Here is a 21,651-nt window from a genome sequence, read left to right as displayed (position 1 = left end):
TGTTGATAAATTCAAAGCATTTAAAAACCGATGAATCACCAACGCTGTTGTGATTGTACATAATCATTCACCGCTGATGTCAGCGTATCGATGGATTTGCCAGTAAGTTTTTTGATGCCCAGATTGTACATAGGTGAGCTTAATTGCCAATCACTATCGCAGCGAGTCATTTGCCACAAAACCAGCGACTGGCAGTCGTCATCTACCTGCCCAAAATCCACGCTGTGGCATTTGGGTTTTTCTTTATCGCCAAAATACGCCATGCCTTTTTCGGCAGTTTTGAGCGGCTGATTGTGATAGCTGCTTAGCACAAAAATCAGCTGATGGGCAGCGTCTGGCGTCTTATCCATCTTAAGCAAAATCTGCTCTTGGGGCAGTAGTGCATCGGCAAAACTTTTGGCACCGATGAGAGCATCACCTTGATGGCGAATCGATTGGCTGGCATTTCTAAGATTGCCGTACCAGATGGTTTCGATGATGGTTTGTTTTTTGTCCAGCACAAAGCAGGACAAATCCACATCGACGGCCAAAGTTTTTTGGCGAAGCAGATAAATCGGCAGGGGCAATTTGGCAAGCATGGCAGCCAATCCTTGCTTTTTTGGTTGGCTAAATTGATAATTTAGCCCAACAAGCAAAGTATTACCAAGTTCGGTCTGCCCCAGTTTGATGGGTTCGAAGTATTTTTTTAGCTTATCGGTTTGGCTCGGCATAATTGGTGTCAATATTAATGTCAATGTCAATATGAATGGCAATAAAATTTACGGCTAAAATTTGCAGTTACAAGTTACCGCTGAAATTTACAGTTGAAGTTTACGGCTAAAATTTACCGCTGAAAAACTGCCATCATACCGCATTTGATGGCAGTTTTGTTGGGTTTTATTTGACCCACAGTTCACAAAAGCCAATAAATCTTAATTTATTATCAATAAATAATTAAAATCATTGGTAATTGGGACGCTCGCAGCAGTGGGGCAAATCAATCAAAAATCTTGCCTGGATTGATGATACCGTTGGGGTCAAAAGCTGCTTTGATGGCTTTCATGTAGTCAATCTCGGCTTGGCTTCTGGTATAGCCCAGATAAGGTTTTTTGGTCATGCCAACACCATGCTCGGCAGAGATTGAGCCTTGGTATTTTTTGACGGTATCAAACACATATTGATTGACTGTTTGGCATTTGCCAAAAAATTCATCTTTGCTTAGGTGTTCAGGTTTTAGGATATTTAGGTGCAAATTGCCATCGCCGATATGCCCAAACCAGCAAATTTCAAAACCTGGGTAATTGTTTTTGACGATACTCTCGATATCGCTGATAAAATCACCCAAATGATTGATAAGCACCGACACATCGTTTTTGTAAGGAGTGAACACCGAGATGGTTTCTGAGATGGATTCACGCAATTTCCACAGCTCTTGCAGTTGTCCGACGCTTTGGCTCATCACGCCATCGACAATCAAGCCGTCTTCGGCACACGACTCAAACACGCCCATCGCCGTATCCAAGACTTCATCGCTGAGTGCTTCAAATTCCAGCAGCACATAAAATGGCGTGCGGCTATCAAATGGGGCTTTGGTATGGCCTGCACTGACGACTTTATCCACAGCAATTTGGTCAAAAAACTCAAAAGCAGTCAAATTCAACGCCTTGCCAAAGCGGTCAAGCAGTGCCACCACATGGCTAAATTCACTCACGCCCAGCACCATGGCGGTCAGATTGACAGGCTGTTTTTCTAGCTTAATCAAAGCATGAGTAACAAAGCCCAGCGTACCTTCAGCACCGATAAATAGGTGGCGTAAGTCGTAGCCTGTGGCGTTTTTTAGCATACCGCCATTGAGCTGTAAAATATCACCTTTGCCAGTAACGACCGTCAGCCCTAGGATTTGGTTGCGAGTCATGCCATAGCGAATCACCTTGATGCCGCCAGCGTTAGTACCGATATTGCCACCGATTTGGCTTGAACCAGATGATGCAAAATCCACCGCATAGTACAAATCTTTGGATTCGGCAAATTCTTGCAATGCCTTAGTTACCACGCCAGCTTCCACTTCGACCATGCGATCAGCTTCATAAAATTTACCAATTTGGTTCATCTTATCAAAGCTCACCACAATCTCACCAAACGCCGCTACCGCCGCTGCCGACAGTCCAGTGCGTCCACCGCTAGGAACCAGTGGCGTGCGATGTTCGTTCGCCAAGCGGACGATGGCAGCGACATCTTCGGTGGTTTTTGGAAATAGGACGGCTTGACAATCGACCGAAAAATGCACCGTCCAATCACGACCCCAATGACCACAAGACTCGCTGTCGGTTTTGATGGCGACATTGGGCAGTTGGGCGGCGACGGCGTCTAAAAATGCTTGATGTGTACTCATAATTTACTCGGCTGTAACAAAGTGTGCAAATGCTTATGATAGCAGATTATCGCAAGTTTTTTAATGGATTTTGTCATAAAAATTAACTTGTCAGGTTTTATATATCAGTGGATAATGTTTGCTTGTAGAATAATTTGAACTGACGGAATTGTAAGATGGATAAATTTACCCAACCCAAAGCCGACAAAATTGCAATTACTGCACTGGATCATCTGGTGCTGACCGTGGCGGACATTGATGCCAGCATTCGTTTTTATACGCAAGTGCTGGGCATGGCGGTGGTGACTTTTGGTGATAATCGCAAGGCGTTGCAATTTGGCAAGCAAAAAATTAACCTGCACCAAAAGCACCACGAAATCAAGCCCAATGCTCGCCATGCCGACACTGGCACGGCGGATTTGTGTCTTTTAACCGATACGCCATTGATACAGGTGATGGATATTTTAACAAGTTTTGGCGTTGAAATATTGCAAGGTGGTATCGTGGACAGAACAGGAGCTGTGGGGCGTATTCGCTCGGTGTATTGCTATGATCCTGACGGCAATTTGTTAGAAATTAGCCAATACGCCACCGACTGACTCACTAAATATGGGCGGATTGTGGCAAATAATCGGTCAAATCAATGGTTTGTCGGCTATAATGCCGCACCAAATCCAAATCATGGCTGACAATCACCAAGGCACAGCGGTTATTTTGGCATTGTTCCACGAGCAGATCCATGGTGATTTCTTGGGTGATGGGGTCAAGCCGTGAAGTCGCTTCATCGGCAAACAGCACCACAGGCTCAAGTAATAACGCCCGCAAAATGGCAAACCGCTGCAGCTCACCGCCTGAGACATGGCTGGCACTTCTGTGTAGCAGCTCTGGCTCAAGGTGTAGAGCGTCCAGCAGTTTTGGGATTTTGCTGGTATTTAGTCGGTGTCTTTTAACCACATCATCAAGCAAGGTCTGTAAGCTGATGTGCGTGGCAAATGCCGATGAAGGGTCTTGGTACAGCTTGAGCAGTTGATGACGCTTGAGCGTTTGGTGCCAGTGTAGCCGCCCTGTGCTGGGTGGTAAAAGTCCGCACAACACATCACCCAGTGAGCTCTTACCGATGCCGCTAGCACCTGTGATGCCGATAATGTCTTGATGATAAAGTGTGAAATTTAGCCCAGAAAACAGCGTTGTTTTGCCACGGCTGATGCCAAGGTTTTCGGTGGTCAAAAGTGGCGTTTTTGGCGTGCTTGTTTGGGTATTTTTAATATCATTTTGAGCATTATGATAACAATGCACAGGCTTAGTTTTGCCCAATGCCTGCCAGTGGCTTGGTGCGGCTTTTAGCATTTGTTTGGTGTAGTCGGCGGTGGGGCGTGCTAAAATTTCGCTTGCCAGTCCCTGCTCAAGCAGCTGGCCTTTTTTCATCACCATCAAGGCGGCGTTAGGCGTGGTGGCCAAACTGCTGGCGACTTCGATGTCGTGGGTGATGATGAGCAAAGTACCACCATCTGTGATGATTTGCTTTAATAAATCGACAACGATTTGCCGATTTTTGCTATCCAGCCCTTTGGTTGGCTCATCGGCAATGATGATGTCAGCACCGCCAGTGCTGACCGTGGCAAAGGCACTGCGTTGTGCCATGCCACCAGAGAGCTGATGCGGATAATGCGTACCAAAATCCTTTAGACCAAGCTGTGATAATTTGCTTTGGGTGCTGGCTTGGGCGGTAGATTTGGGCTGCTTGGCGATATAATAAAAGCCTTCATAAACTTGCCCAAACACCGTCATGGTCGGATCTAGGCTCAAGGTCGGCTCTTGGGCGAGCATGGCAAGTTTTCGCCCCCAAAGTTTGGCAGTGCTTTGGGGAGTGAGCGGTTCGCCTTGGTAGTCAATCTTACCTTTGGTGTGCAAACCGTCTGGCAAAGCACCCATAATCGCTTGAGCCAGCAGGCTTTTGCCAGAGCCAGTTTCGCCTAGGATAATCAACGCACGATTGGCGTGCAAATCAAAACTTATCGGCTCAACCAAAGCTACCCCATCAGGCGTATGCACAGACAGCGTGTCAATACGCATCAAAGGCGGTGCGGTTTGTGTGTCGGCGGTTATCATGATTGTGTATTTCCCGAAAGCAGATGAAAACTTAGCACCAGCAGCAAAGTTACGATAATCGGCTGGACAAAAATCCAAGGTGCTTGATAATAATAGGCAAAAAGTTCGGTCATCATCAGACCCAGTTCGGCGGTGGGCGGACGCAGTCCGACATTGATAAAGCCCAGCGTCGCCAACGCCAAGATGGCATTGCCTGCCCCATAAGCCGCCAAGGGCAGCAGCATGGGCAACAGACTTGGCAGATAATGCCGCTTAATACAATACCAAAATCCCATATCCATCAGCCGTGATGACTCCAGCTGTGGACTTGTGGCCAAAGTTTTGGCGATAGCACGAGCCATCTTAAAAAACTCAACCCACATCACCAAAGCGATGCCTAAATACAATGCCCAAAATGAATTTGGGGCGATGGCAGCAAATAACAGCACAAACAATAAGCCGGGCAGTGCCATGATGACATCGCAAATAAAACTTAACACTTTGTCATACAGCGTACCAAGACTTGCCACGATGCCTGCCAGCAGCCCAAACACCAACGCCAAGCCGACACTGACCACGACCATGCCCAAAGACAGACGAATGGCAGCGGCAATCCGTGAGAGCATATCACGCCCAAAATGATCCGTGCCAAACCAGTGCAGGCGGCTTGAGCCTTGCAAAATGGCATTCAAATTTTGGGCAGCACCGTCCACAGGATAATACCACGGCTGCAAAAAACCAAAAGCAAACAACCCAACCAAGATTATCATGCCCAGCTTTTGTAGCGGCGAAAAATACCGCCAAATATGGATAATTTTCATGTGATTTTCCTTGGTTTAGGGTTCATCAATGCGTGGGTCAATCAGACTGCTTAGCATATCAACGCACAAATTTAACAAAACAAACAACACGCCCATCACCAGTGCCGTTCCCTGAATCAGCGGAATATCACGAGCGATGACGGCATGCACCAAGGCATGACCACTGCCTGGCCAAGCAAATAAAGTCTCCACAATCACCACGCCTTCGATCAGATAAATCAGCTGCACTGAGTGGTAGGCGATGATGGGAATGGCGACATTTCTAAGACCATGCCGATAAAATCTTTGCCAGTGGCTTAGGCCTTTGAGCTTGGCATGATGATAATATTGCGAATTGGCCACAGCAATCATGGCTTGGCGACTGACACGGACAGCGATGGCAGTAAGACCTGTGGCAAGCGTCAAAGCAGGCAGGATAAAATGCTGCCACGAGCCATAACCTGCCGCAGGTAGCCATTGTAATTTGACTGCAAACACGCTGATAAATAAAATGCCGATGATAAACACAGGCAGTGAGCGGATCACGATGCTGATGCCAAGGCTGACACGATCGGCGATGCTGCCAGTTTTGCCAGCCAGCCACAGCCCAATGGGTGGGGCGATGATTGCAGAAATCAGCAAAGCCACCAAAGCCAAATTGAGCGTATGCCCGAATTGATGCTGGACTTCGACCCACACCGACTCGCCACTGACCAGCGATTTGCCAAGATTTAACTGCAACAAATCAACAAACCAGCCAAAATACGACTGCCACCACGATTGATCCAAGCCAAGCTCGGCACGGACAAGCTCGGCAGCGGCGGCGTTAGTCTGATCGTAGCCGTAGCGACTGGCAGCGATACGATATGCCATATCGCCGGGCAGATTATAAGTCAGCACAAATGTCAGCGTGCCGACCGACCAGATGACCAAAAGCAGCTGCACCAGCCGCTTAATGAGTAATTCAAGCATAAGTTACCACGACAGCTGATTTAGATGAAAATGACGCTCAAAAGGATCTAAGGTTACGCCGCTCAACTTTTTATTGGCAACCACTTGTTGCTGATAATACACAATCGGCGTGATGGGCTGTTCATCGTGGATAATTTGCGAAATTTGTTTTTTGGTGGCGATGTCGTTACTCTCGCCGCCTTGACCGTTATTGAGTTGGGTTAATAAAGTGGTCAAAGTTGGATTTTGCCAATTCATCACGCCCCAGTCGCTGCCTTTGGCGTCAAAATCTTCCATCAGCGTGCCGATAGGATCGGGGATTAGCCCATAATTGCGTGCGTACAGTGCCATTTGTAATGTGCCGTTTTGGTGCGATGCAGGAATGTCCGAAAAATTGCCAATGGCGACATCGACATCGATACCCAGCTTGGCAAATTGTGCCTGCAATGCGGTGGCAACCAAAGGCAACTCAGGGCGATCAGAGAAAGTTTTTAGGGTGAATTTGACAGGCTTGCCGTGGCTGTCTAGCAGTTTGCCTTCGGCATTTTGGCTAAAGCCCAGCTCAAACAGTGCTTGCTTGAGTGCGTCATAATCTGGTTTTTTGTGGGACAAATCAAGCTGCCAATCGGCAAATAATGGCGGCAAAATCTGCTCTGCCATGCCGCCGTCGATTTGTAGAATAGATTCGCTGATGCCTTGGCGATCGATGGCTTGGCTTAGGATTTGACGCACTTTGACATCATCAAATGGAGCGGCTTTGGCATTGACTTTATATTGAATGGTGCGAGCGATGGATTTGGTATGCACTTGCAAATTGTCATCAGCTTGCAGGCGTGCCAGACTTGCTGCATCAAGGTTATATACCAGATGGTTTGGGCTGCTTTGGGCAAGCAGTGTGCGTGATTCGCTGCGAGAGTTTGCCAGATAAGTGATGTGCTTGATGTGTGCTTTTTGTCCCCAATAGCCATCAAAAGCCACTTGCTCCACCTTTTGTGGCGGCTCAATGAGCGTGGCCTGATAAGCACCTGTGCCGATAACTTGGGCAACTTCGCCTTTTGCATCATAAGCCTTTGGTGATAGGATAATGGCGGTGGCGTGTGCCAAATAAGCAGGGAATGCTTGCAGTGGTGATTGTAGGACAAATTGCACGGTGTCGGCATCGGTGGCGTTGATGGCTTGGATATGTGCCGATTCCAGTGCGGTTGGTTTGCCTAGGGCAATGGTTAGGGCATTGACCACTGCATCGCTGTCCAAAGTGCTGCCATCGTGGAATTTGATACCATCACGCAGGCGAAAATACCAAGTTTTGCCATGATCGTCGCTGTGCCAATCACTTGCCAAAGCAGGTATCAGCTTGCCTTGTTCATCGACATCAACCAAAGTCTCAGCGATGCCCAGTCGCTGATAAATAAAACCTGAAGTGCTGGGATCGGTGGAAGTCAGCTCCCAAGGCGTTACCACGGTGAGCGTTTGTTTATCATCGCCATCACTGGTGTTTTGGGTAGTGGTTTGCTGATGTGGGTTGGGGCGGTTAATCAGTGCCACAATTAAGGCGATGATACCAATAATCACCACCACAGGAATGAGTTTTTTCATAATAATCTCTAAAAAAATAACAAAAACAATACTCTAAAATAATCTCTCAACAGTGCAAAATGTAATATTATAATAATTTGCTCAATAATATACCACATCTATGATAAAAATAAAATTATATTATTTGTTTTTTTTATTAAGAAAGTAAAAATTAAAAATATGATAAAAAAATCAAATAAATAACCAAATAAGCCGTCAGGCAAATCATCAAACCAAGCTGCCAAATTGATTAAAAGTTAAAAATGGCTTGATGTCATCAGTTAAAAACCATCAATTAACGCCAATTAACATTACCAATCAAAAACCGCCCAATGCCGCAGAATTTTATCGCATCAAAATGCCACAAAACGGAGAATTGCCCAAGGATTTTAACCATCTGAGTCCAAAATTTGCTATAATAGGCACAATTTGACATTAAATTTGATATGAAAAAAATGACCAATACAGGCAATCTTATGACCACCGAACATTTGGACAAACCCACCCAAAAAGCCGAGCTGCTTTGCCCAGCAGGCACTTTTAAGAATATGCAATACGCCTTTGCTTATGGGGCGGACGCTGTCTATGCAGGGCAGGCACGCTATTCTTTGCGTGTGCGAAATAACGATTTTGATGAAGAAAACCTTGCCAAGGGCATCGCTTATGCCCATTCGCTTGGCAAGAAGTTTTATGTGGTGGTCAATATCCAAGCCCATAACGCCAAGCTAAAAACTTTTATCGAAGACATTCGCCCTGTGATTGAGATGAAGCCTGACGCACTCATCATGTCGGACGCTGGCATGATTATGATGGTGCGAGAAGCCTTCCCTGAGCAGGCGATTCACTTATCGGTGCAGGCCAATGCCGTGAACTGGGCGACGGTGAAATTTTGGCAACAAATGGGCGTGAGCCGTGTGATTGTCAGCCGTGAATTATCACTCAAAGAAATCGAACAAATCATCGCAGAAGTCCCTGATATGGAGATTGAAGTGTTTGTCCATGGGGCGTTGTGCATGGCGTATTCTGGACGCTGTCTGCTGTCTGGTTATATCAATAAGCGTGATGCCAACCAAGGTACTTGCACCAATGCCTGCCGCTGGTCGTATAATACTTATCAAGCGGTGGAAAATGAGACAGGCGACATCGTCCCTGTGCAAAATACCCAAGAAAATCCGCAGGTGTTTATCCCCAATCAAGCCGCCCAAGACAACGCCATCGGCACGGTCAATCTCAACGGCGATGTGGTGATGGGTGATGATTATGTCCAAAAACCGTCCGATGAAGTGGTGCTAATCGAAGAGCAAGGCCACAAAGGCGAGCTGATGGCGATGTATGAAGATGAGCATGGCACTTATATCATGAACTCTAAGGACTTGCGTGCGGTGGAGCTAGTCCCTGATTTGGTTAATATGGGCGTGCATTCTTTAAAAATCGAAGGGCGTACCAAGTCGCATTATTATGTTGCTCGCACCGCTCAAGTGTACCGCCGTGCCATCGACGATGCTGTGGCAGGCAAGCCGTTTGATACCAGTCTGATTACCGCTCTTGATGGGCTTGCTAATCGTGGCTATACCGAAGGTTTTTTACGCCGCCATGTGCATTCGGATTATCAAAATTATGAATACGGCTCATCAAAGACCGATCATCAGCAGTTCGTCGCTGAAGTGAGCGAAGTGAGCGATGAGTTTTTGACGCTGTCGATTAAGAACAAACTGATGGTCGGCGATGATATTGAAATCATGACACCAAAAGGCAATCTTACCTATAAACTGACCGAAATGTGGGACAAAAAAGATGCCAGCATCGATGGGGCGTTAGGCTCTGGCTGGATTGCCAAAATCAAAAATCCCTTCAATGACATCGCTGCTGACGATCTGCAATTTGCGTTGGTGATGAAAAGCGTGAGTGAGCCGATTTATACTTAGTGGGTAATTGATGAAACCATTATTAAAATGGGCAGGCGGCAAGAGTAACCTGATTGGTGAAATTGCCGCTGTTTTTCATAAAATAAGTGATTGCAACTAATTTAGTTGATATTTCAAATCTTGTATGTGGTATTGAGCCAAAGCCAAAATATCATAGCGTAATGTAGATTCATCTACGCCATTATAATACACTTCTACAGTATCATTTTCTAAGCGGTCAAATTGAAATAAATAGCTGATTTTAACATCTAGGTCTTTATTGGGCGATAGTATAAAGTGCCATTCTTGTTGCTCAAAATCTATCTTACTTGAGAAGGTATTTGCAACATTCATCATTTTTAACTTATTAAATTCATGAATATCAAAAATCAAACTCATCATATCACCTTGCGATAACGACCACTGCCCAAAAATTCAATCATACCTTTATCTCGTAAAAACTGTAATTGTTGGCGGATTTTATCTTTAATGTGGTTATTATTTGGATATTTTTGTGCCAACTCAGGCTCAAAGTCATAGATTTGTTTGAGTGAAAATTCACCATTGGGGATTTTATCCAAATAATTCATGATGGTCAAAAGCCAGCCCTTGTTTTCTTTTTTCATGTTTCGCAAAAAGAAATTTTGCTGCCATTGTTCCAATACCTTTTCTTGAGCGACAATTTGCCCTTGATTGATGATGCTAATTTTACCATTATTGGGCAATGCGGCTGTATTAATTGAACACATGATATAATTGGGGCGATTGGGGATACCATTTTTTCTGGGAATAATGATGTCAGATGTAAAAAAGTGCTTGGGTACAATGACCAAATTTTTGACAGAATAATCATGTTTGCTGTAATTTAAGAAGAAAAAATTTGGATTGGTATCAGAATTGATACGCTCAATCATGGTGTGATAAGCACCATCGGCAACACTTTTACCCAATGTTTTACTATTTTTACTTTTTAGCTCAAATTGCTCTGCGCACAAAGAGCAATAAAAATCGCCCACAGGCTTATTGTTGTTAAAAGCATTGACAGGAAATGCTCCGCAGCAAGGACAATAGACATTATGAATGAGCCAATCTTCGGTGAGAATACGAATAATCTGGGCAGGGCTTTTATAATTTTCTGCCAATTTTGTGTTAAAATAAAGGTTCATAAACTGTCTAAGTTTTTATCATGTCAAAAACATTTCAAATTGAAATTATCGAAACACTTGCCACAATCGTAAGATGAAGATTGGTCATGTTGATAAAGAGATCGTTCTTGATGATGTATATTGCATCAATACTAAAATTTACGGTTTAAAGATCAATGATACTACTCGCTAATTCTAACACAGATTGTAAGCAATGAAAATTAAAGGCATACGCTACAAATAATTAAAATATAATACAAACCCCACACTATGGCACTAAAAATCACCACCGACTGCATCAACTGTGACATCTGCGAGCCAGAATGCCCAAACGATGCCATCAGCTATGACCAAAAAGGTCAAAAAACCTATGTCATCAATCCAGATCTATGTACCGAGTGCGTGGGTTTTTATGATGAGCCGACCTGTGATAAAGTCTGCCCGATTGATTGCATCATCAAAGACGATGAGCGAGCCGAAACGCCAGATGAGCTGTTGGCAAAATACAAAAAGATTTGGAATAAATAGTTGATAATTTATCCACCAAAACAAAAAAACGCATCTTTCACCCAGATGCGTTTTTGTCAATTTAAAATAATAAAATCAAGCAGTTAGAGCTTTTTTGACCAAGCCTGAAATCACCGAAGGATCGGCTTGACCGACCGTTTGTTCTTTGACCAGATTCATCACTTTGCTCATATCTTTCATGCCTTCAGCGTTTAGCTCGCTGATGGCGGCAGCGATGATGGCGGTCAGTGCCGATTCGTCAAGCTGTGCTGGCAAAAACTGACCAATCACTTCAATCTCCAGCTGCTCTTTGGCGGCCAAATCTTCACGGCCATTGGCTTGATAAATTTCCAAAGATTCTTGTCTTTGTTTGATTTGTTTTTGTAGTAATTCTAACACTGCCTTATCATCAAGCTCGGTTTGGTTGTCGATTTCTACTTTTTTGATTACTGCTTGCACATTGCGTAGGATTTTGACAATGTCCATTTCACGGGCTTTCATTGCAGTTTTTACCGCTTCGGTGAGTGAATTTTTTAGCGTCATAATAGACTCCTTTAATCTGTGGTAAATTTAAATAATTAATTAAACTAATCAAACTATTAATAAGATGGCTGATTTTGTAGTGCCATCAGGCGATCATAGACGGCAGATTTTTTTAGCCCCAGCACATCGGCGACGATGCCAGCGGCTTTTTTGGGCGGCAGCTCTTTGGCGATACGCAGCAACCAATCGTCATAATCTTGTGCTTGATGCTCGTCAGTGCTGCCTGCGACCACCAAAACAATTTCTCCTTTTTGTTGATTGCCGTCATTTTGGACAAAATCGAGCAACTCGCCCAAAGGCAGTTTTTTGATGGTTTCAAAGGTTTTGGTCAGCTCACGGCACAGGGCGGCTTGCCTTTTGGCACCAAAGACGGCAACCATATCGCTTAGGCTGTCAATGATGCGGTGCGGTGCTTCATAAAAAATCAGCGTCTCGGTGCGTGCTTGCCAAGCCTGCAGTGTCTTGATGCGGCCGTGTGACTTAGCAGGCAAAAAGCCGATAAAACTGAATTTATCCGATGGCAAACCTGCCGCCGATAATGCTGCAATCATCGCACAAGCCCCAACGATTGGCACGACCGTGATGCCGTCATTATGTGCCGCCTTGACCAAGCGAAATCCGGGGTCTGACACCAAGGGCGTACCAGCATCACTGATTAGGGCGATGGATTGCCCAGCCGTCAGCTTGTCAATCAGTTTTTGGGTTTGGCTGTCGGCGTTATGCTCATGATAGGCGATGGTTGGCGTATTGATATTAAAAAAGCTCAGTAATTTGCCTGATGTGCGAGTGTCTTCGCAGGCGATAATATCGGCAGATTTTAGTGTGTCAATGGCTCTGGCGGTCATATCGCCCAGATTGCCGATGGGCGTGGCGACAATATATAGCACACCGCTCATGATGTTTCACCGTCATGATGATTGTTGTTGGAATGATTGGCGTTGGAAGGATTGTCCAAATTATCCAAATTATCTTGGCTATCAGCATTTGCCAAATTTTCGTCCAAAACTGGCTCCGCCAAATGCAGCCAATCGCCCAGCACATCGGCAAGCTCATCAATGCCTTGTTTTTTGAGTGCCGAAAACAGCTGAATGCTAAATGGCAGCTCTAAGGCTTGTAGCTGTTTTTTGGTGGCAAGTAGGGCGGCTTTTTGTGCACCACGCTTGAGCTTATCGGCTTTGGTCAAAAGCACATGCACAGGCAGATTGCCATCTTTTGCCCAATGTAGCATTTGTTCATCAAAATATTTGAGCGGGTGGCGAATGTCGGTCATCAGCACCAGCCCAACCAAGGATTTGCGAGAAACCAGATATTCTTCCAGCTCTTTTTGCCATTTGATTTTCATGCTCTCAGGGACGGCGGCGTAGCCATAACCGGGCAAATCGACAATACGAGATTGGGGACTGCCGACGGTAAAAAAGTTAATCATCTGTGTGCGGCCGGGCGTTTTTGATGAGCGTGCCAGCTGCTTTTGGTGAGTGATGGTGTTGATGGCAGACGATTTGCCAGCATTTGAGCGTCCTGCAAATGCCACTTCAAAACCGACATCATCAGGGCAAAGCCGAAAGGTCGGTGCGGATAATAAAAATTCGGTTTGCTGAATTTTTTTTAAAAAATCTTGGCTATTCATATCAAATAATCATCATGATAACAATCATCGGCTAGTGTATCATGAAAGCTCAAAAATAGCGATATTTGCCGCTTTTGGCATCATAATTTACTTGTCAATACCAGCACGGCTATCATATTTTGTCGTGTGGTGAATTTAAAAGCCGATTTATACGCTGATTAAATGCCCATTTATACACTCAATCGCCGCTTAATCATGCCGATTTTGCCAGTTTTTAACACGGCGTTATCAATTTGATTACCAAAATCCACTTGTAATCATATCCAAAAACATCAATAATAAACCCACCATTGGTAAACTTTGAGTTTTTATGAAAACAACAACATTAATGATGGCAGGTGCGTTGGCGTTGGGCGTGATGAGTGTCCATGTGCAAGCCGATATTGGCAAAACCTATGAGCAAAGCTGTGCGGCGTGCCATGATACTGGGGCGTTTGATGCCCCTAAAAAAGGCGACACCGCCACATGGCAACAACTCAAATCCCAAAAAGGCATCGAAAAACTGGTAAAATCGACTCGCCAAGGCATGCCGCAAATGCCAGCGATGGGGCTGTGCCAAAGTTGCAGCGATAAAGATTTTGCAGATTTGATTGATTATATGAGCCGATGATAACATTTTGGTATGTTATTGGTGTATTGTTGGCATATCGTTGGCGTATTCAATGGGCGTTAATCTTGACAAATCCCACCGATTTTTGGCAAACAGTCGATTTTTTGCCCAAATTTGCCAAAAAATCACGATTTTTTTAAAAAAATGTTACTAAAACCACAATTTTTGTAGGAAAATTTAGCCAACTCTTGCTATAATAGCAAGTGTTATTCAGCTGATACCATGATTGGTTTTTAAAAATAAAATGATGCGTTGGATTTTGGACAAAATTCAGCCCACAACATCACCCAAGACTTAGCCAAGTTAGTAGGAAATTGTTATGAAACCTGCAAAAAAATCAACTTTAGCCAAATTCGCTTTAGCAACAGGGATTGGTTTTGCCAGTCTGTCGGCTTATGCTTTTACCTATCCTGTGCCTGCCTATGATATCGAAGCAGGTAAAAAAATCGTTGATGTTAATTGTGCTGCCTGCCATGGTGCTAACGGTGTAAGTGTCGCCCCAGCCCAACCAAACCTTGGTGGTCAAAATGTCAAATACCTATATAAGCAGTTGGTGGACTTTAAGACCAAAGCACGCCGCAACGGTATCATGGAAGCACAGTTGGCAGGCCTAACTCAGCAAGACCTTGCCAACCTTGCAGGCTACTATGCCAGCCAAGATCCATGGACACCAGGCTATGGCAACAAAGCCACTGCCGCCCAAGCAAGCAAATTGTACCTTGGCGGCGACAAAACTCGTGGCGTGATTCCATGTGCAGGCTGTCATGATCCAAAAGGCATGGGCAATGCGTTCGCTGGTTTCCCACGCTTGGGCGGTCAGCATGCGACTTATTTGGCAACTCAGCTAAAACTGTTCCGTGCCGCAGGTCGTGAAGATGAAGTATCAATGGATTCAGAAGTGCGTACCAATGACGCCGCCAAAAAAGGCGAAAAAGGCATGATGCAGATGGTTGCTGCTCGCTTGTCTGATAACGACATTAAGATTTTGTCTGAATTTTTGTCAGCGGTTCACTGATTTGCTTTTGGTGTCCGTGCGATGCCATTGGTGAAATGATGCAAAAACCCCAAAAGTTAAATTTTAACCTTTGGGGTTTTATTGTGCGCGGGTGAAGAGTTTACACTTTTATACTTGGTGCGTTTTTGTGTTACAATACTGCAAATATCAAAAGTATCTATAAGTATTTATAAATTTCTATGGTAAAAACTATGCAACATCGATATACCGTGTTTTTTGTGGCGTGTGCCTTGCCGCTGTTATTTGTTGGGCAAATTGCACCGAATATGGCACGAGAGCTGGATTTTTGGCTGCTTTGGCTACTGGCGATGGCGTTGGTGGGGTTGCCAGTGCTGTTTGCTGAGTTTGCTTTGTCGGCACGCTCAGGCGATACGCCGTGGCAAGGCATGCAAAAGCTAACCCGTGAAGCAGATGCCAGTTTGGTTTGGCGTGGTTTTGCGGTGTTGTCGGTGCTTGTGGCGTTGCTGACTAGTGCCAGCATTTCAGGGCGTATCGCTCAAGGTTTGGCGATGTCTTATTCGTCGATGGTGCAAGATGTGCCAGTGATGGGCATTACCGCAGGCTTGACGGTGATGGCATTGATTTTGAGTTTATTAAGAACACGGCTGTTGTTTATCGGTGTGCTGCTGATTTTGGCAGGTTCGCTGTGGTCGGTGTTTGATAGCTCGGTGAGCGTGCCTGTGATGACCGATGTCAGCTTGGGCGAGTGGTCTCGTGCGGTTGTGTTGGCGTTATTGTGTGTTGGCGTAGGGACTGGGCTGTATTGGTTTGGCGGTATGGCGACGACACCAAGTCTGATGCACACCAAAAAATCTTTGGCAGGCTATATTTTGCCAATTTGGTTTACGCAGCTGATTTTTGGTTCGTTGGCGATTTTGGCAGGCAGTGCGTTGGTTAATACGCCATCGTTTATCGCCACAAGTCTGGGTATGTTGCTGATTTCGGCATTTTTGCTGTATTATGTGTGGACGCAGTTGTCGGCTCGCTTTGGCCTGCTGATTGCTGTGGTTGTGGTGCCAGTGCTGGCGTTGGCGTTTGGTCTGATACCAGCCAAGTTCTTGCTGATTTTGATGATTTGCCTAAGCCTTGTGGCTGTGCTTTTGTTGGCGGTGTTCTCTGGTTTTGTGATGAAAATCAGCCACTTGAGAAAAACTTTTAACTTATCCAGCGAGCTGCGTTATAATCTTTGGCGTGTGCTAGTGCGGATTGTCGTGCCAGTGGCGGTACTGGTTGCCATCGTTGGCTTGGTGCTTGAGTGGGTGGCATGATGAGAATTGCCATCGCTTGCGTTTCACAGACGAACAGGCAGTATTATACCGAGCTTGAGCTGGCGGCAGGCAGCTGCATTTATGATGCGTTGGCGGCAAGTGGCTGGATACACGATCAGGATTTTGCTGAGTTTTGGGCTTGGTGTCAGACGCATAAGGACGATGAACCCAACCATAAAGCGTGGTATGTCGGTATTTTTAGCCAAAAAAAATCACTAAACACGGTGTTACAAGATGGCGATCGTGTGGAAATTTATCGTGCCTTGACGATTGATCCGATGGGTAAGCGAAAGGTGTTATCCAAGCAAGCCGCCAAAATTGCTAAATTGGCTAAGGTCAATCCCAGCGTTTAATCGCTATTGATTTTAATTTGACAAACAAAAAGCAGAAAATTGGGGTTTTCTGCTTTTTTTTTGGTTTGGATTTTAACAATTTAATCACCACTACCGCCAATAGCGATACGGCATCGGCACATACCACGGCTGATAAAACGGATACAGCCAATCACGGTTGAGCTGCGATTGACGGTAGTATTGCTGATAGCCCAGTGCGTGCGATTGTTGGATTTCTAACAAGCCGTCTTCTGGGCAGACTTGGTTCAGTGACTCACCACGCTGACCGATTTGGTAGGCGTAGGCTTTGGTGCAGTATTGTTTTAGTCCAATTTGCCGACCTTCTTCCCAAGTTTTGATAACATCAGGCGTGATGGCAAGCATGGGGCAGCTTTTTTGATGGCGTGTGATTTCATAAGGGTAGCGACCAGCTTGACCATCAGCCACGCCAAGACTTTGCCAATCGACGGCAGCACAATCCACTGGCTGCTGATTGCTATGCATGGTGGCACAGCCAGTAAGCATCAAGGGTAAGCCTAATGCCAAAAATAGCGTTTGTTTTTTCATGGTTTATCAATTTTGTTTGGTTGTTAAACAAGTTTTATAAGCATAGGTGATTATTGTTGCCTTGTCAATTATCATTATGTTGATAAAGATGGTGTTTTGATTTTTAAATTGAGATGATGTGTCTTATGTGATACACGCCCACAATCATAGAGTGCAGGCGTGTCTAAGATATAAAGAAATATATAAGTTTATTTTATGATTAAAAACAATCAGTTTTACCAGAAATTGAAGTTTTATCAATCTTCCCACAAAAACTTGTCAATATAAAAATCATCAACAATCGTTAATATTTTGCCTTTTTTGCAAACAAGATCTTCTTCATAGTTTACCCAAAAAACACCAAAAACATTATCTATGTCAAGTTTTTCAAGTCTTTCTATATCAACATGAAAAGGTAAGTGTTTTTGCAAGGCAACATAGCTATCAAAATACCAAGAGCTGTCCTTTTTGGTGTACATTTCGAAACAACCATCTTCCAAATAACCTTTGGCAAGCACTTTCATAAATTCGCCATAAATATCAAAAGCGGCGTGCAGTTTGTTTTCATTGGTTTCGGTAAAATATCCAATATAAATGCGATACATTGTTTAATCCTATTAAGTTATTTTATTAATGGTATATTAATAATACTCCAGCGCTCAGCCAATTTTATTAAACCAGCATGAAATTCTTGTAAATTTTGGCTGTTATCAATAAGCACGCCAAGCTCATGGTGAAATGCTCCAGAACCTCTGCCGCCATAAATGCCTTTTTGACCACCAAAAAGTAAATCTGTAGGAATGAGCCAAGTTAGGTTTTTGATTTTGCTGCGATAAGCGTAAAGCTCATCGGCAGTCACGCCCCAACTTGCAAACTTGTCAGCTTTGGTAATTATCATAAAGATATGTTACTAAAATCATTTGAATTTGGTGCAATTTTATCAAAAAAAACAATCTTTTCACAATTATTTTATTTATAAAAACCAAAAAGCCCAAAAATGCAATCCATACATCGGCATTCTTGGGCTGATTTGGCTTGATGATTAAAATGAGTCAATCATCAGATGGATTGGGCGGTGGCTTGGCAGTGCAAGGTGTACTCACTGCCGTCAATGGTAACGCCCAAGATGCCTTCACTACCTTTAACATGCCATTCATAAGCACTGTGCGGATTGGTGTTATTCACAAAACGCATGCCTGAGCCAGTTACCGCAGATTCCATGGTGATTTCTTGGTGGTGTAATTGCCAGCTTGGGGCATAGACCGTCAAGATGGCACGGCTTTGTGCAGGCAGATATTTGGCGATAAGATTGGCATTTTGCTCGCATTGATAGATGGCGACTGGCTTGTCTGTGCGTGTGCCAGTGGTCAGTTTGTCGCTGGGGGTGGCATGCTGCGTATTTTGCTGAGTTGGTGTGTGTTCGCCATGTTTGCGGTGTTGCAGTTTTTGCACTTTGTCTTTGGCGACATTGATCGGATTGCTGGCACAGCCAGTGATGGCAAATGCGATGGCGGTAGAAGCAATAAGCAGTTTTTTCATAATTGTCCCAATTGTCTTTAAAAAGTCATCTGACAAAACAAGCCATCAACTTGCAATGGCGATGCAGTTATTATAATATAAAAAATCATATAAAAATGCAAATATGGCATGATAAAACTGCGAATAATTGTAGCAAAGATGTAAGTTGTGTTAAAAATTGTTATCAATGCACACAGGATTGCTGGACTGATATCAAAATTATCCAATCAATTTATTTATTATCAATTTGTTATTACCTAAAATGATTTAAGCAATCAAAGGGAGATTTTTATGAATGATTTTTTACAAAAACTTAACCTAAAAACGCCAATTATCCAAGCACCGATGGCAGGGGCGAGCGATGCCAACTTTGTGATTGCTGCTTGTCAGGCAGGGGCTTTGGGGTCTTTGGGAGCAGGTATGATGAGTGCTGAGCAGATTGATGCTCAGATTCGAGCAATAAAATCGGCAGATTGCGGCAGTTTTTTGGTGAATTTGATGGTTTTGCCAACACATTTGACCGAAAAACTCGCCAGCAAGATGCCGTCATGGTTGGTATCTTTTTATGACAACTTGGGCGTTGTGGCAGATGTCGCCAGTCGGCCTGCTTATGATTTTGATGAACAATTTGCAGTACTGCTAAACAATCCTGTGCCAGTGGCAGGCTTTACTTTTGGTATTTTAACGACAGAGCAAGTGGCGGCGTTACACAAGGTTGGTACACTGGTGGTCGGTACAGCCAATCACCCCGATGAAGCGGTCGCATGGGCAAATGTCGGTGCTGATGCGGTGATTGTGCAGGGCATGGAAGCAGGCGGACACCGTGGCGGCTGGCTGTATGAAGAAGCAGAGCCACTGCCACTGGAGCCGCTATTGGTTGCCAGTCGGCAGGCATTGGCGGACGCAGGTCATGCGTTGCCATTGGTGGCGGCAGGTGGTATCGCCACAGCTGATAGCGTACGCCATTATTTGGATTTGGGGGCGTCGGCGGTGGCGGTGGGGACGGCATTTTTGACCACGGCTGAGTCTGTCATCGCCAAATCGTGGCAATCTCGGCTACTTGCTGCCAAAGCAGGCGAGACGGCATTGACCAGATTGTACTCTGGCAAGCTGGCTCGTGGGCTAGTAACCGATTATATGCGGCAATTTGCCCAATTTGACGGTATGGTTCGCCACGATGCTGTGCCAATTTACCCAACGCTCAACGCCATGACCAAATCACTGCGTGCTTATGGCGGTCAAACAGGCAATACCGAGCTGATGTCGCTGTGGGCAGGCGTCAATGTGCATCATTGCCAAGATGAGACGGGGGCGGAGTTGGTGGCACGCTTAAATGCTCATGCTGATTGACTTTATTGATGATTGATTCTAATGCCGATTTGGCTGATTGGTAAATCAACCACTTGGCAATTGGATATAAAAGAAAATAAGCCAGTATTAGCACTGGCTTATTTTGTTGGGATTTGGATTGTTATTGTTGTCGATAAATTGACTGATTATGATTTGGCATCAGGGATAAAGCCTTCGTGGTTATCTTTGGCAAGCGTGGGGTGATCGGCATTATCGATACTACCACGCAGCACCACATAGCCAGCAATCCCAGAGACAATCGAGCCTAGAATAATCCCCAAGCGTGGATCGAAGTCTGTCGGTACTTCCAAAAACGCCAGCCCAGAGATGAATAAACTCATGGTAAAACCAATGCCGCAAAGCAGCGAAACGCCATAAATTTGCTTAAGGTTAGTGCCTTTTGGTAGGTTTGCCAGACCCAATTTTAGACAAAACAGCACCGCCGCCATTACGCCAATTTGTTTGCCGATAAACAAACCTGCAGCGATGCCAATCGGCACAGGGTGCAACAGGGTGTCAATGCCTGTGCCAGCAAACGAAATCCCAGCATTAGCAAAGGCGAACAAAGGCAAAATCCCAAAGGCAACCGTCGTATGCAAATCATGCTCAAGCTCTTCAAGTGGCGAATGCTCAGGGTCTTTTTTGTTACGCAGTGGAATAAAAAATGCCAACAACACGCCTGCCAAAGTGGCATGCACGCCAGATTTTAGCAATGCCGCCCACAAAACCACGCCAATCAGCAAATACGGCGTCAGACGCACGACATTCATTTTATTTAACAAAAATAAAAACGGAAAGCAAACCGCCGCTACGCCCAGCGATGCCAAGGACAAATCACTGGTATAAAACAACGCAATGATGATAATCGCCCCAAGGTCATCAAAAATGGCAATCGATGCCAAAAATACCTTGAGTGCATTTGGTACACGACTGCCCAGCAGACTCAGCACACCCAGTGCAAAAGCGATGTCGGTGGCAGCAGGCGTCGCCCAGCCGGCCAGCTGTGCTGGATTGTCATAATTAAACAGCACATAAATCAGTGCTGGAGCAATCATACCGCCAACAGCTGCCAAGGCAGGCATCAAAATCTGCTTAATATCGGACAACTCACCGACCAAGGCTTCACGCTTTAGCTCAAGCCCCACCAAAAAGAAAAATATCGCCATCAGGCCATCATTAATCCAATGATGAGCGTCTTTGGCAATCGCAAATTGCCCAATCTGCACCACCACAGGGGCATGGATAAAGGCATGATACAAGTCATTAAGTGGCGAGTTGGCAACAATCATGGCAACGATGGCAGCAAGGGCAAGTACGATGCCGCCAGCTGCTTCAAGTTCCAAGAATCGTTTGATTTGTGCAAACATGGCAATTCCTATTTTTGGGTATCTGGCAGCGTAGCGATGTGGCAGCGTCGCAAAATACCAAAACTAAATTGTATAGATTGGCAACTGTACCATAAAAATGTGTCATTAATAAACCCCAATATTGTAAACTTTTGGCATTTTCTCTCACAAATGTA

The 21,651-nt window shown here is 44.8% G+C and carries 24 protein-coding genes; 8 read left to right on the top strand and 16 right to left on the bottom strand.

Annotation, left to right across the window (positions count from 1 at the left end):
* Positions 1-35 precede the first annotated feature (35 nt).
* On the bottom strand, positions 36-710 hold the full coding sequence (locus ACFBZI_RS01095; RefSeq protein ID WP_375714629.1) for a TerD family protein: 675 nt from the start codon (positions 708-710) through the stop codon (positions 36-38).
* A 266-nt stretch (positions 711-976) separates the two neighbouring features.
* On the bottom strand, positions 977-2,371 hold the full coding sequence (locus ACFBZI_RS01090; protein WP_375714628.1) for a D-2-hydroxyglutarate dehydrogenase: 1,395 nt from the start codon (positions 2,369-2,371) through the stop codon (positions 977-979).
* A gap of 188 nt (positions 2,372-2,559) precedes the next feature.
* On the opposite strand from ACFBZI_RS01090, the gene ACFBZI_RS01085 reads away from it, so the two are divergent.
* Entirely contained in the window at positions 2,560-2,949 is a 390-nt protein-coding gene (locus ACFBZI_RS01085) for a VOC family protein (protein WP_375716280.1), read from the top strand.
* A 4-nt stretch (positions 2,950-2,953) separates the two neighbouring features.
* Here the strand turns inward: ACFBZI_RS01085 and ACFBZI_RS01080 are convergent, their stop codons facing one another.
* The 4 genes from ACFBZI_RS01080 to ACFBZI_RS01065 are packed head-to-tail and all read right to left on the bottom strand — an operon-like array spanning position 2,954 to position 7,785.
* Positions 2,954-4,459 carry an ABC transporter ATP-binding protein gene (locus tag ACFBZI_RS01080; protein ID WP_375714627.1) on the bottom strand — a complete coding sequence of 502 codons (1,506 nt, stop codon included), beginning with the start codon at positions 4,457-4,459 and terminating at the stop codon, positions 2,954-2,956.
* Positions 4,456-5,259 carry an ABC transporter permease gene (locus ACFBZI_RS01075; protein WP_375714626.1) on the bottom strand — a complete coding sequence of 268 codons (804 nt, stop codon included), beginning with the start codon at positions 5,257-5,259 and terminating at the stop codon, positions 4,456-4,458. Before ACFBZI_RS01075 ends, ACFBZI_RS01080 begins: the two co-directional genes overlap by 4 nt.
* Positions 5,260-5,274: 15 nt before the next feature.
* Positions 5,275-6,210 (bottom strand): ABC transporter permease, encoded by a 936-nt coding sequence (locus tag ACFBZI_RS01070; protein ID WP_375714625.1) that lies wholly within the window; start codon positions 6,208-6,210, stop codon positions 5,275-5,277.
* Between the two features lie 3 nt (positions 6,211-6,213).
* The gene (locus tag ACFBZI_RS01065; RefSeq protein ID WP_375714624.1) at positions 6,214-7,785 is read right to left on the bottom strand and encodes an ABC transporter substrate-binding protein; all 1,572 of its coding nucleotides are present in this window, start codon (positions 7,783-7,785) and stop codon (positions 6,214-6,216) included.
* A 455-nt stretch (positions 7,786-8,240) separates the two neighbouring features.
* Here ACFBZI_RS01065 and trhP point away from each other — a divergent pair, with 455 nt between their 5' ends.
* Entirely contained in the window at positions 8,241-9,689 is a 1,449-nt protein-coding gene (gene trhP / locus ACFBZI_RS01060) for a prephenate-dependent tRNA uridine(34) hydroxylase TrhP (protein ID WP_375714623.1), read from the top strand.
* A 96-nt stretch (positions 9,690-9,785) separates the two neighbouring features.
* On the opposite strand, the gene ACFBZI_RS01055 is transcribed toward trhP, so the two are convergent.
* Positions 9,786-10,070, bottom strand: coding sequence for a hypothetical protein (locus ACFBZI_RS01055; RefSeq protein WP_375714622.1), 285 nt, complete (start codon positions 10,068-10,070; stop codon positions 9,786-9,788).
* Positions 10,067-10,834, bottom strand: coding sequence for a DpnI domain-containing protein (locus tag ACFBZI_RS01050; protein WP_375714621.1), 768 nt, complete (start codon positions 10,832-10,834; stop codon positions 10,067-10,069). The genes ACFBZI_RS01055 and ACFBZI_RS01050 overlap by 4 nt, the downstream gene beginning before the upstream one ends.
* Positions 10,835-11,083: 249 nt before the next feature.
* On the opposite strand from ACFBZI_RS01050, the gene ACFBZI_RS01045 reads away from it, so the two are divergent.
* On the top strand, positions 11,084-11,341 hold the full coding sequence (locus tag ACFBZI_RS01045; RefSeq protein WP_375714620.1) for a YfhL family 4Fe-4S dicluster ferredoxin: 258 nt from the start codon (positions 11,084-11,086) through the stop codon (positions 11,339-11,341).
* A 75-nt stretch (positions 11,342-11,416) separates the two neighbouring features.
* Here ACFBZI_RS01045 and ACFBZI_RS01040 read toward each other — a convergent pair whose 3' ends face one another.
* Genes ACFBZI_RS01040 through yihA form a run of 3 tightly spaced genes read right to left on the bottom strand, consistent with a single transcriptional unit; the run spans position 11,417 to position 13,490 of the window.
* On the bottom strand, positions 11,417-11,863 hold the full coding sequence (locus ACFBZI_RS01040) for a GatB/YqeY domain-containing protein (RefSeq protein WP_375714619.1): 447 nt from the start codon (positions 11,861-11,863) through the stop codon (positions 11,417-11,419).
* 56 nt (positions 11,864-11,919) lie between these two features.
* Entirely contained in the window at positions 11,920-12,759 is an 840-nt protein-coding gene (rsmI, locus tag ACFBZI_RS01035; protein ID WP_375714618.1) for a 16S rRNA (cytidine(1402)-2'-O)-methyltransferase, read from the bottom strand.
* Positions 12,756-13,490: a ribosome biogenesis GTP-binding protein YihA/YsxC gene (gene yihA, locus ACFBZI_RS01030; RefSeq protein ID WP_375714617.1), complete on the bottom strand. Its 735-nt coding sequence runs from the start codon at positions 13,488-13,490 to the stop codon at positions 12,756-12,758. The genes rsmI and yihA overlap by 4 nt, the downstream gene beginning before the upstream one ends.
* Positions 13,491-13,848: 358 nt before the next feature.
* On the opposite strand from yihA, the gene ACFBZI_RS01025 reads away from it, so the two are divergent.
* From ACFBZI_RS01025 to ACFBZI_RS01010, 4 genes are all read left to right on the top strand, one after another.
* Positions 13,849-14,100, top strand: coding sequence for a c-type cytochrome (locus ACFBZI_RS01025; protein WP_375716279.1), 252 nt, complete (start codon positions 13,849-13,851; stop codon positions 14,098-14,100).
* A 319-nt stretch (positions 14,101-14,419) separates the two neighbouring features.
* A complete protein-coding gene (locus ACFBZI_RS01020; protein ID WP_375714616.1) occupies positions 14,420-15,115 on the top strand; it encodes a c-type cytochrome in 696 nt (231 codons plus the stop codon).
* A 191-nt stretch (positions 15,116-15,306) separates the two neighbouring features.
* Complete coding sequence (locus ACFBZI_RS01015; RefSeq protein WP_375714615.1) at positions 15,307-16,383, top strand: hypothetical protein; 1,077 nt, start codon at positions 15,307-15,309, stop codon at positions 16,381-16,383.
* Complete coding sequence (locus tag ACFBZI_RS01010; protein WP_375714614.1) at positions 16,380-16,736, top strand: RnfH family protein; 357 nt, start codon at positions 16,380-16,382, stop codon at positions 16,734-16,736. Before ACFBZI_RS01015 ends, ACFBZI_RS01010 begins: the two co-directional genes overlap by 4 nt.
* Positions 16,737-16,826: 90 nt before the next feature.
* Here ACFBZI_RS01010 and ACFBZI_RS01005 read toward each other — a convergent pair whose 3' ends face one another.
* The 4 genes from ACFBZI_RS01005 to ACFBZI_RS00990 all read right to left on the bottom strand — a co-directional run bounded on the left by ACFBZI_RS01005 (position 16,827) and on the right by ACFBZI_RS00990 (position 18,800).
* On the bottom strand, positions 16,827-17,282 hold the full coding sequence (locus ACFBZI_RS01005; RefSeq protein ID WP_375714613.1) for a DUF2799 domain-containing protein: 456 nt from the start codon (positions 17,280-17,282) through the stop codon (positions 16,827-16,829).
* Positions 17,283-17,518: 236 nt separating this feature from the next.
* A complete protein-coding gene (locus tag ACFBZI_RS01000) occupies positions 17,519-17,866 on the bottom strand; it encodes a hypothetical protein (protein ID WP_375714612.1) in 348 nt (115 codons plus the stop codon).
* A gap of 17 nt (positions 17,867-17,883) precedes the next feature.
* Positions 17,884-18,159: a hypothetical protein gene (locus tag ACFBZI_RS00995; RefSeq protein WP_375714611.1), complete on the bottom strand. Its 276-nt coding sequence runs from the start codon at positions 18,157-18,159 to the stop codon at positions 17,884-17,886.
* Between the two features lie 161 nt (positions 18,160-18,320).
* The gene (locus ACFBZI_RS00990) at positions 18,321-18,800 is read right to left on the bottom strand and encodes an MliC family protein (protein ID WP_375714610.1); all 480 of its coding nucleotides are present in this window, start codon (positions 18,798-18,800) and stop codon (positions 18,321-18,323) included.
* A gap of 270 nt (positions 18,801-19,070) precedes the next feature.
* Between ACFBZI_RS00990 and ACFBZI_RS00985 the strand changes: the two genes are divergently transcribed.
* Positions 19,071-20,129: an NAD(P)H-dependent flavin oxidoreductase gene (locus ACFBZI_RS00985; RefSeq protein WP_375714609.1), complete on the top strand. Its 1,059-nt coding sequence runs from the start codon at positions 19,071-19,073 to the stop codon at positions 20,127-20,129.
* 146 nt (positions 20,130-20,275) lie between these two features.
* Here the strand turns inward: ACFBZI_RS00985 and nhaA are convergent, their stop codons facing one another.
* The gene (gene nhaA, locus ACFBZI_RS00980; RefSeq protein ID WP_375714608.1) at positions 20,276-21,496 is read right to left on the bottom strand and encodes a Na+/H+ antiporter NhaA; all 1,221 of its coding nucleotides are present in this window, start codon (positions 21,494-21,496) and stop codon (positions 20,276-20,278) included.
* Positions 21,497-21,651: the final 155 nt, after the last annotated feature.

Origin of the sequence: Moraxella marmotae (assembly GCF_042219885.1) — a bacterium.
Lineage (GTDB): Bacteria > Pseudomonadota > Gammaproteobacteria > Pseudomonadales > Moraxellaceae > Moraxella > Moraxella marmotae.
This window is presented reverse-complemented; position numbering and strand designations above follow the sequence as displayed.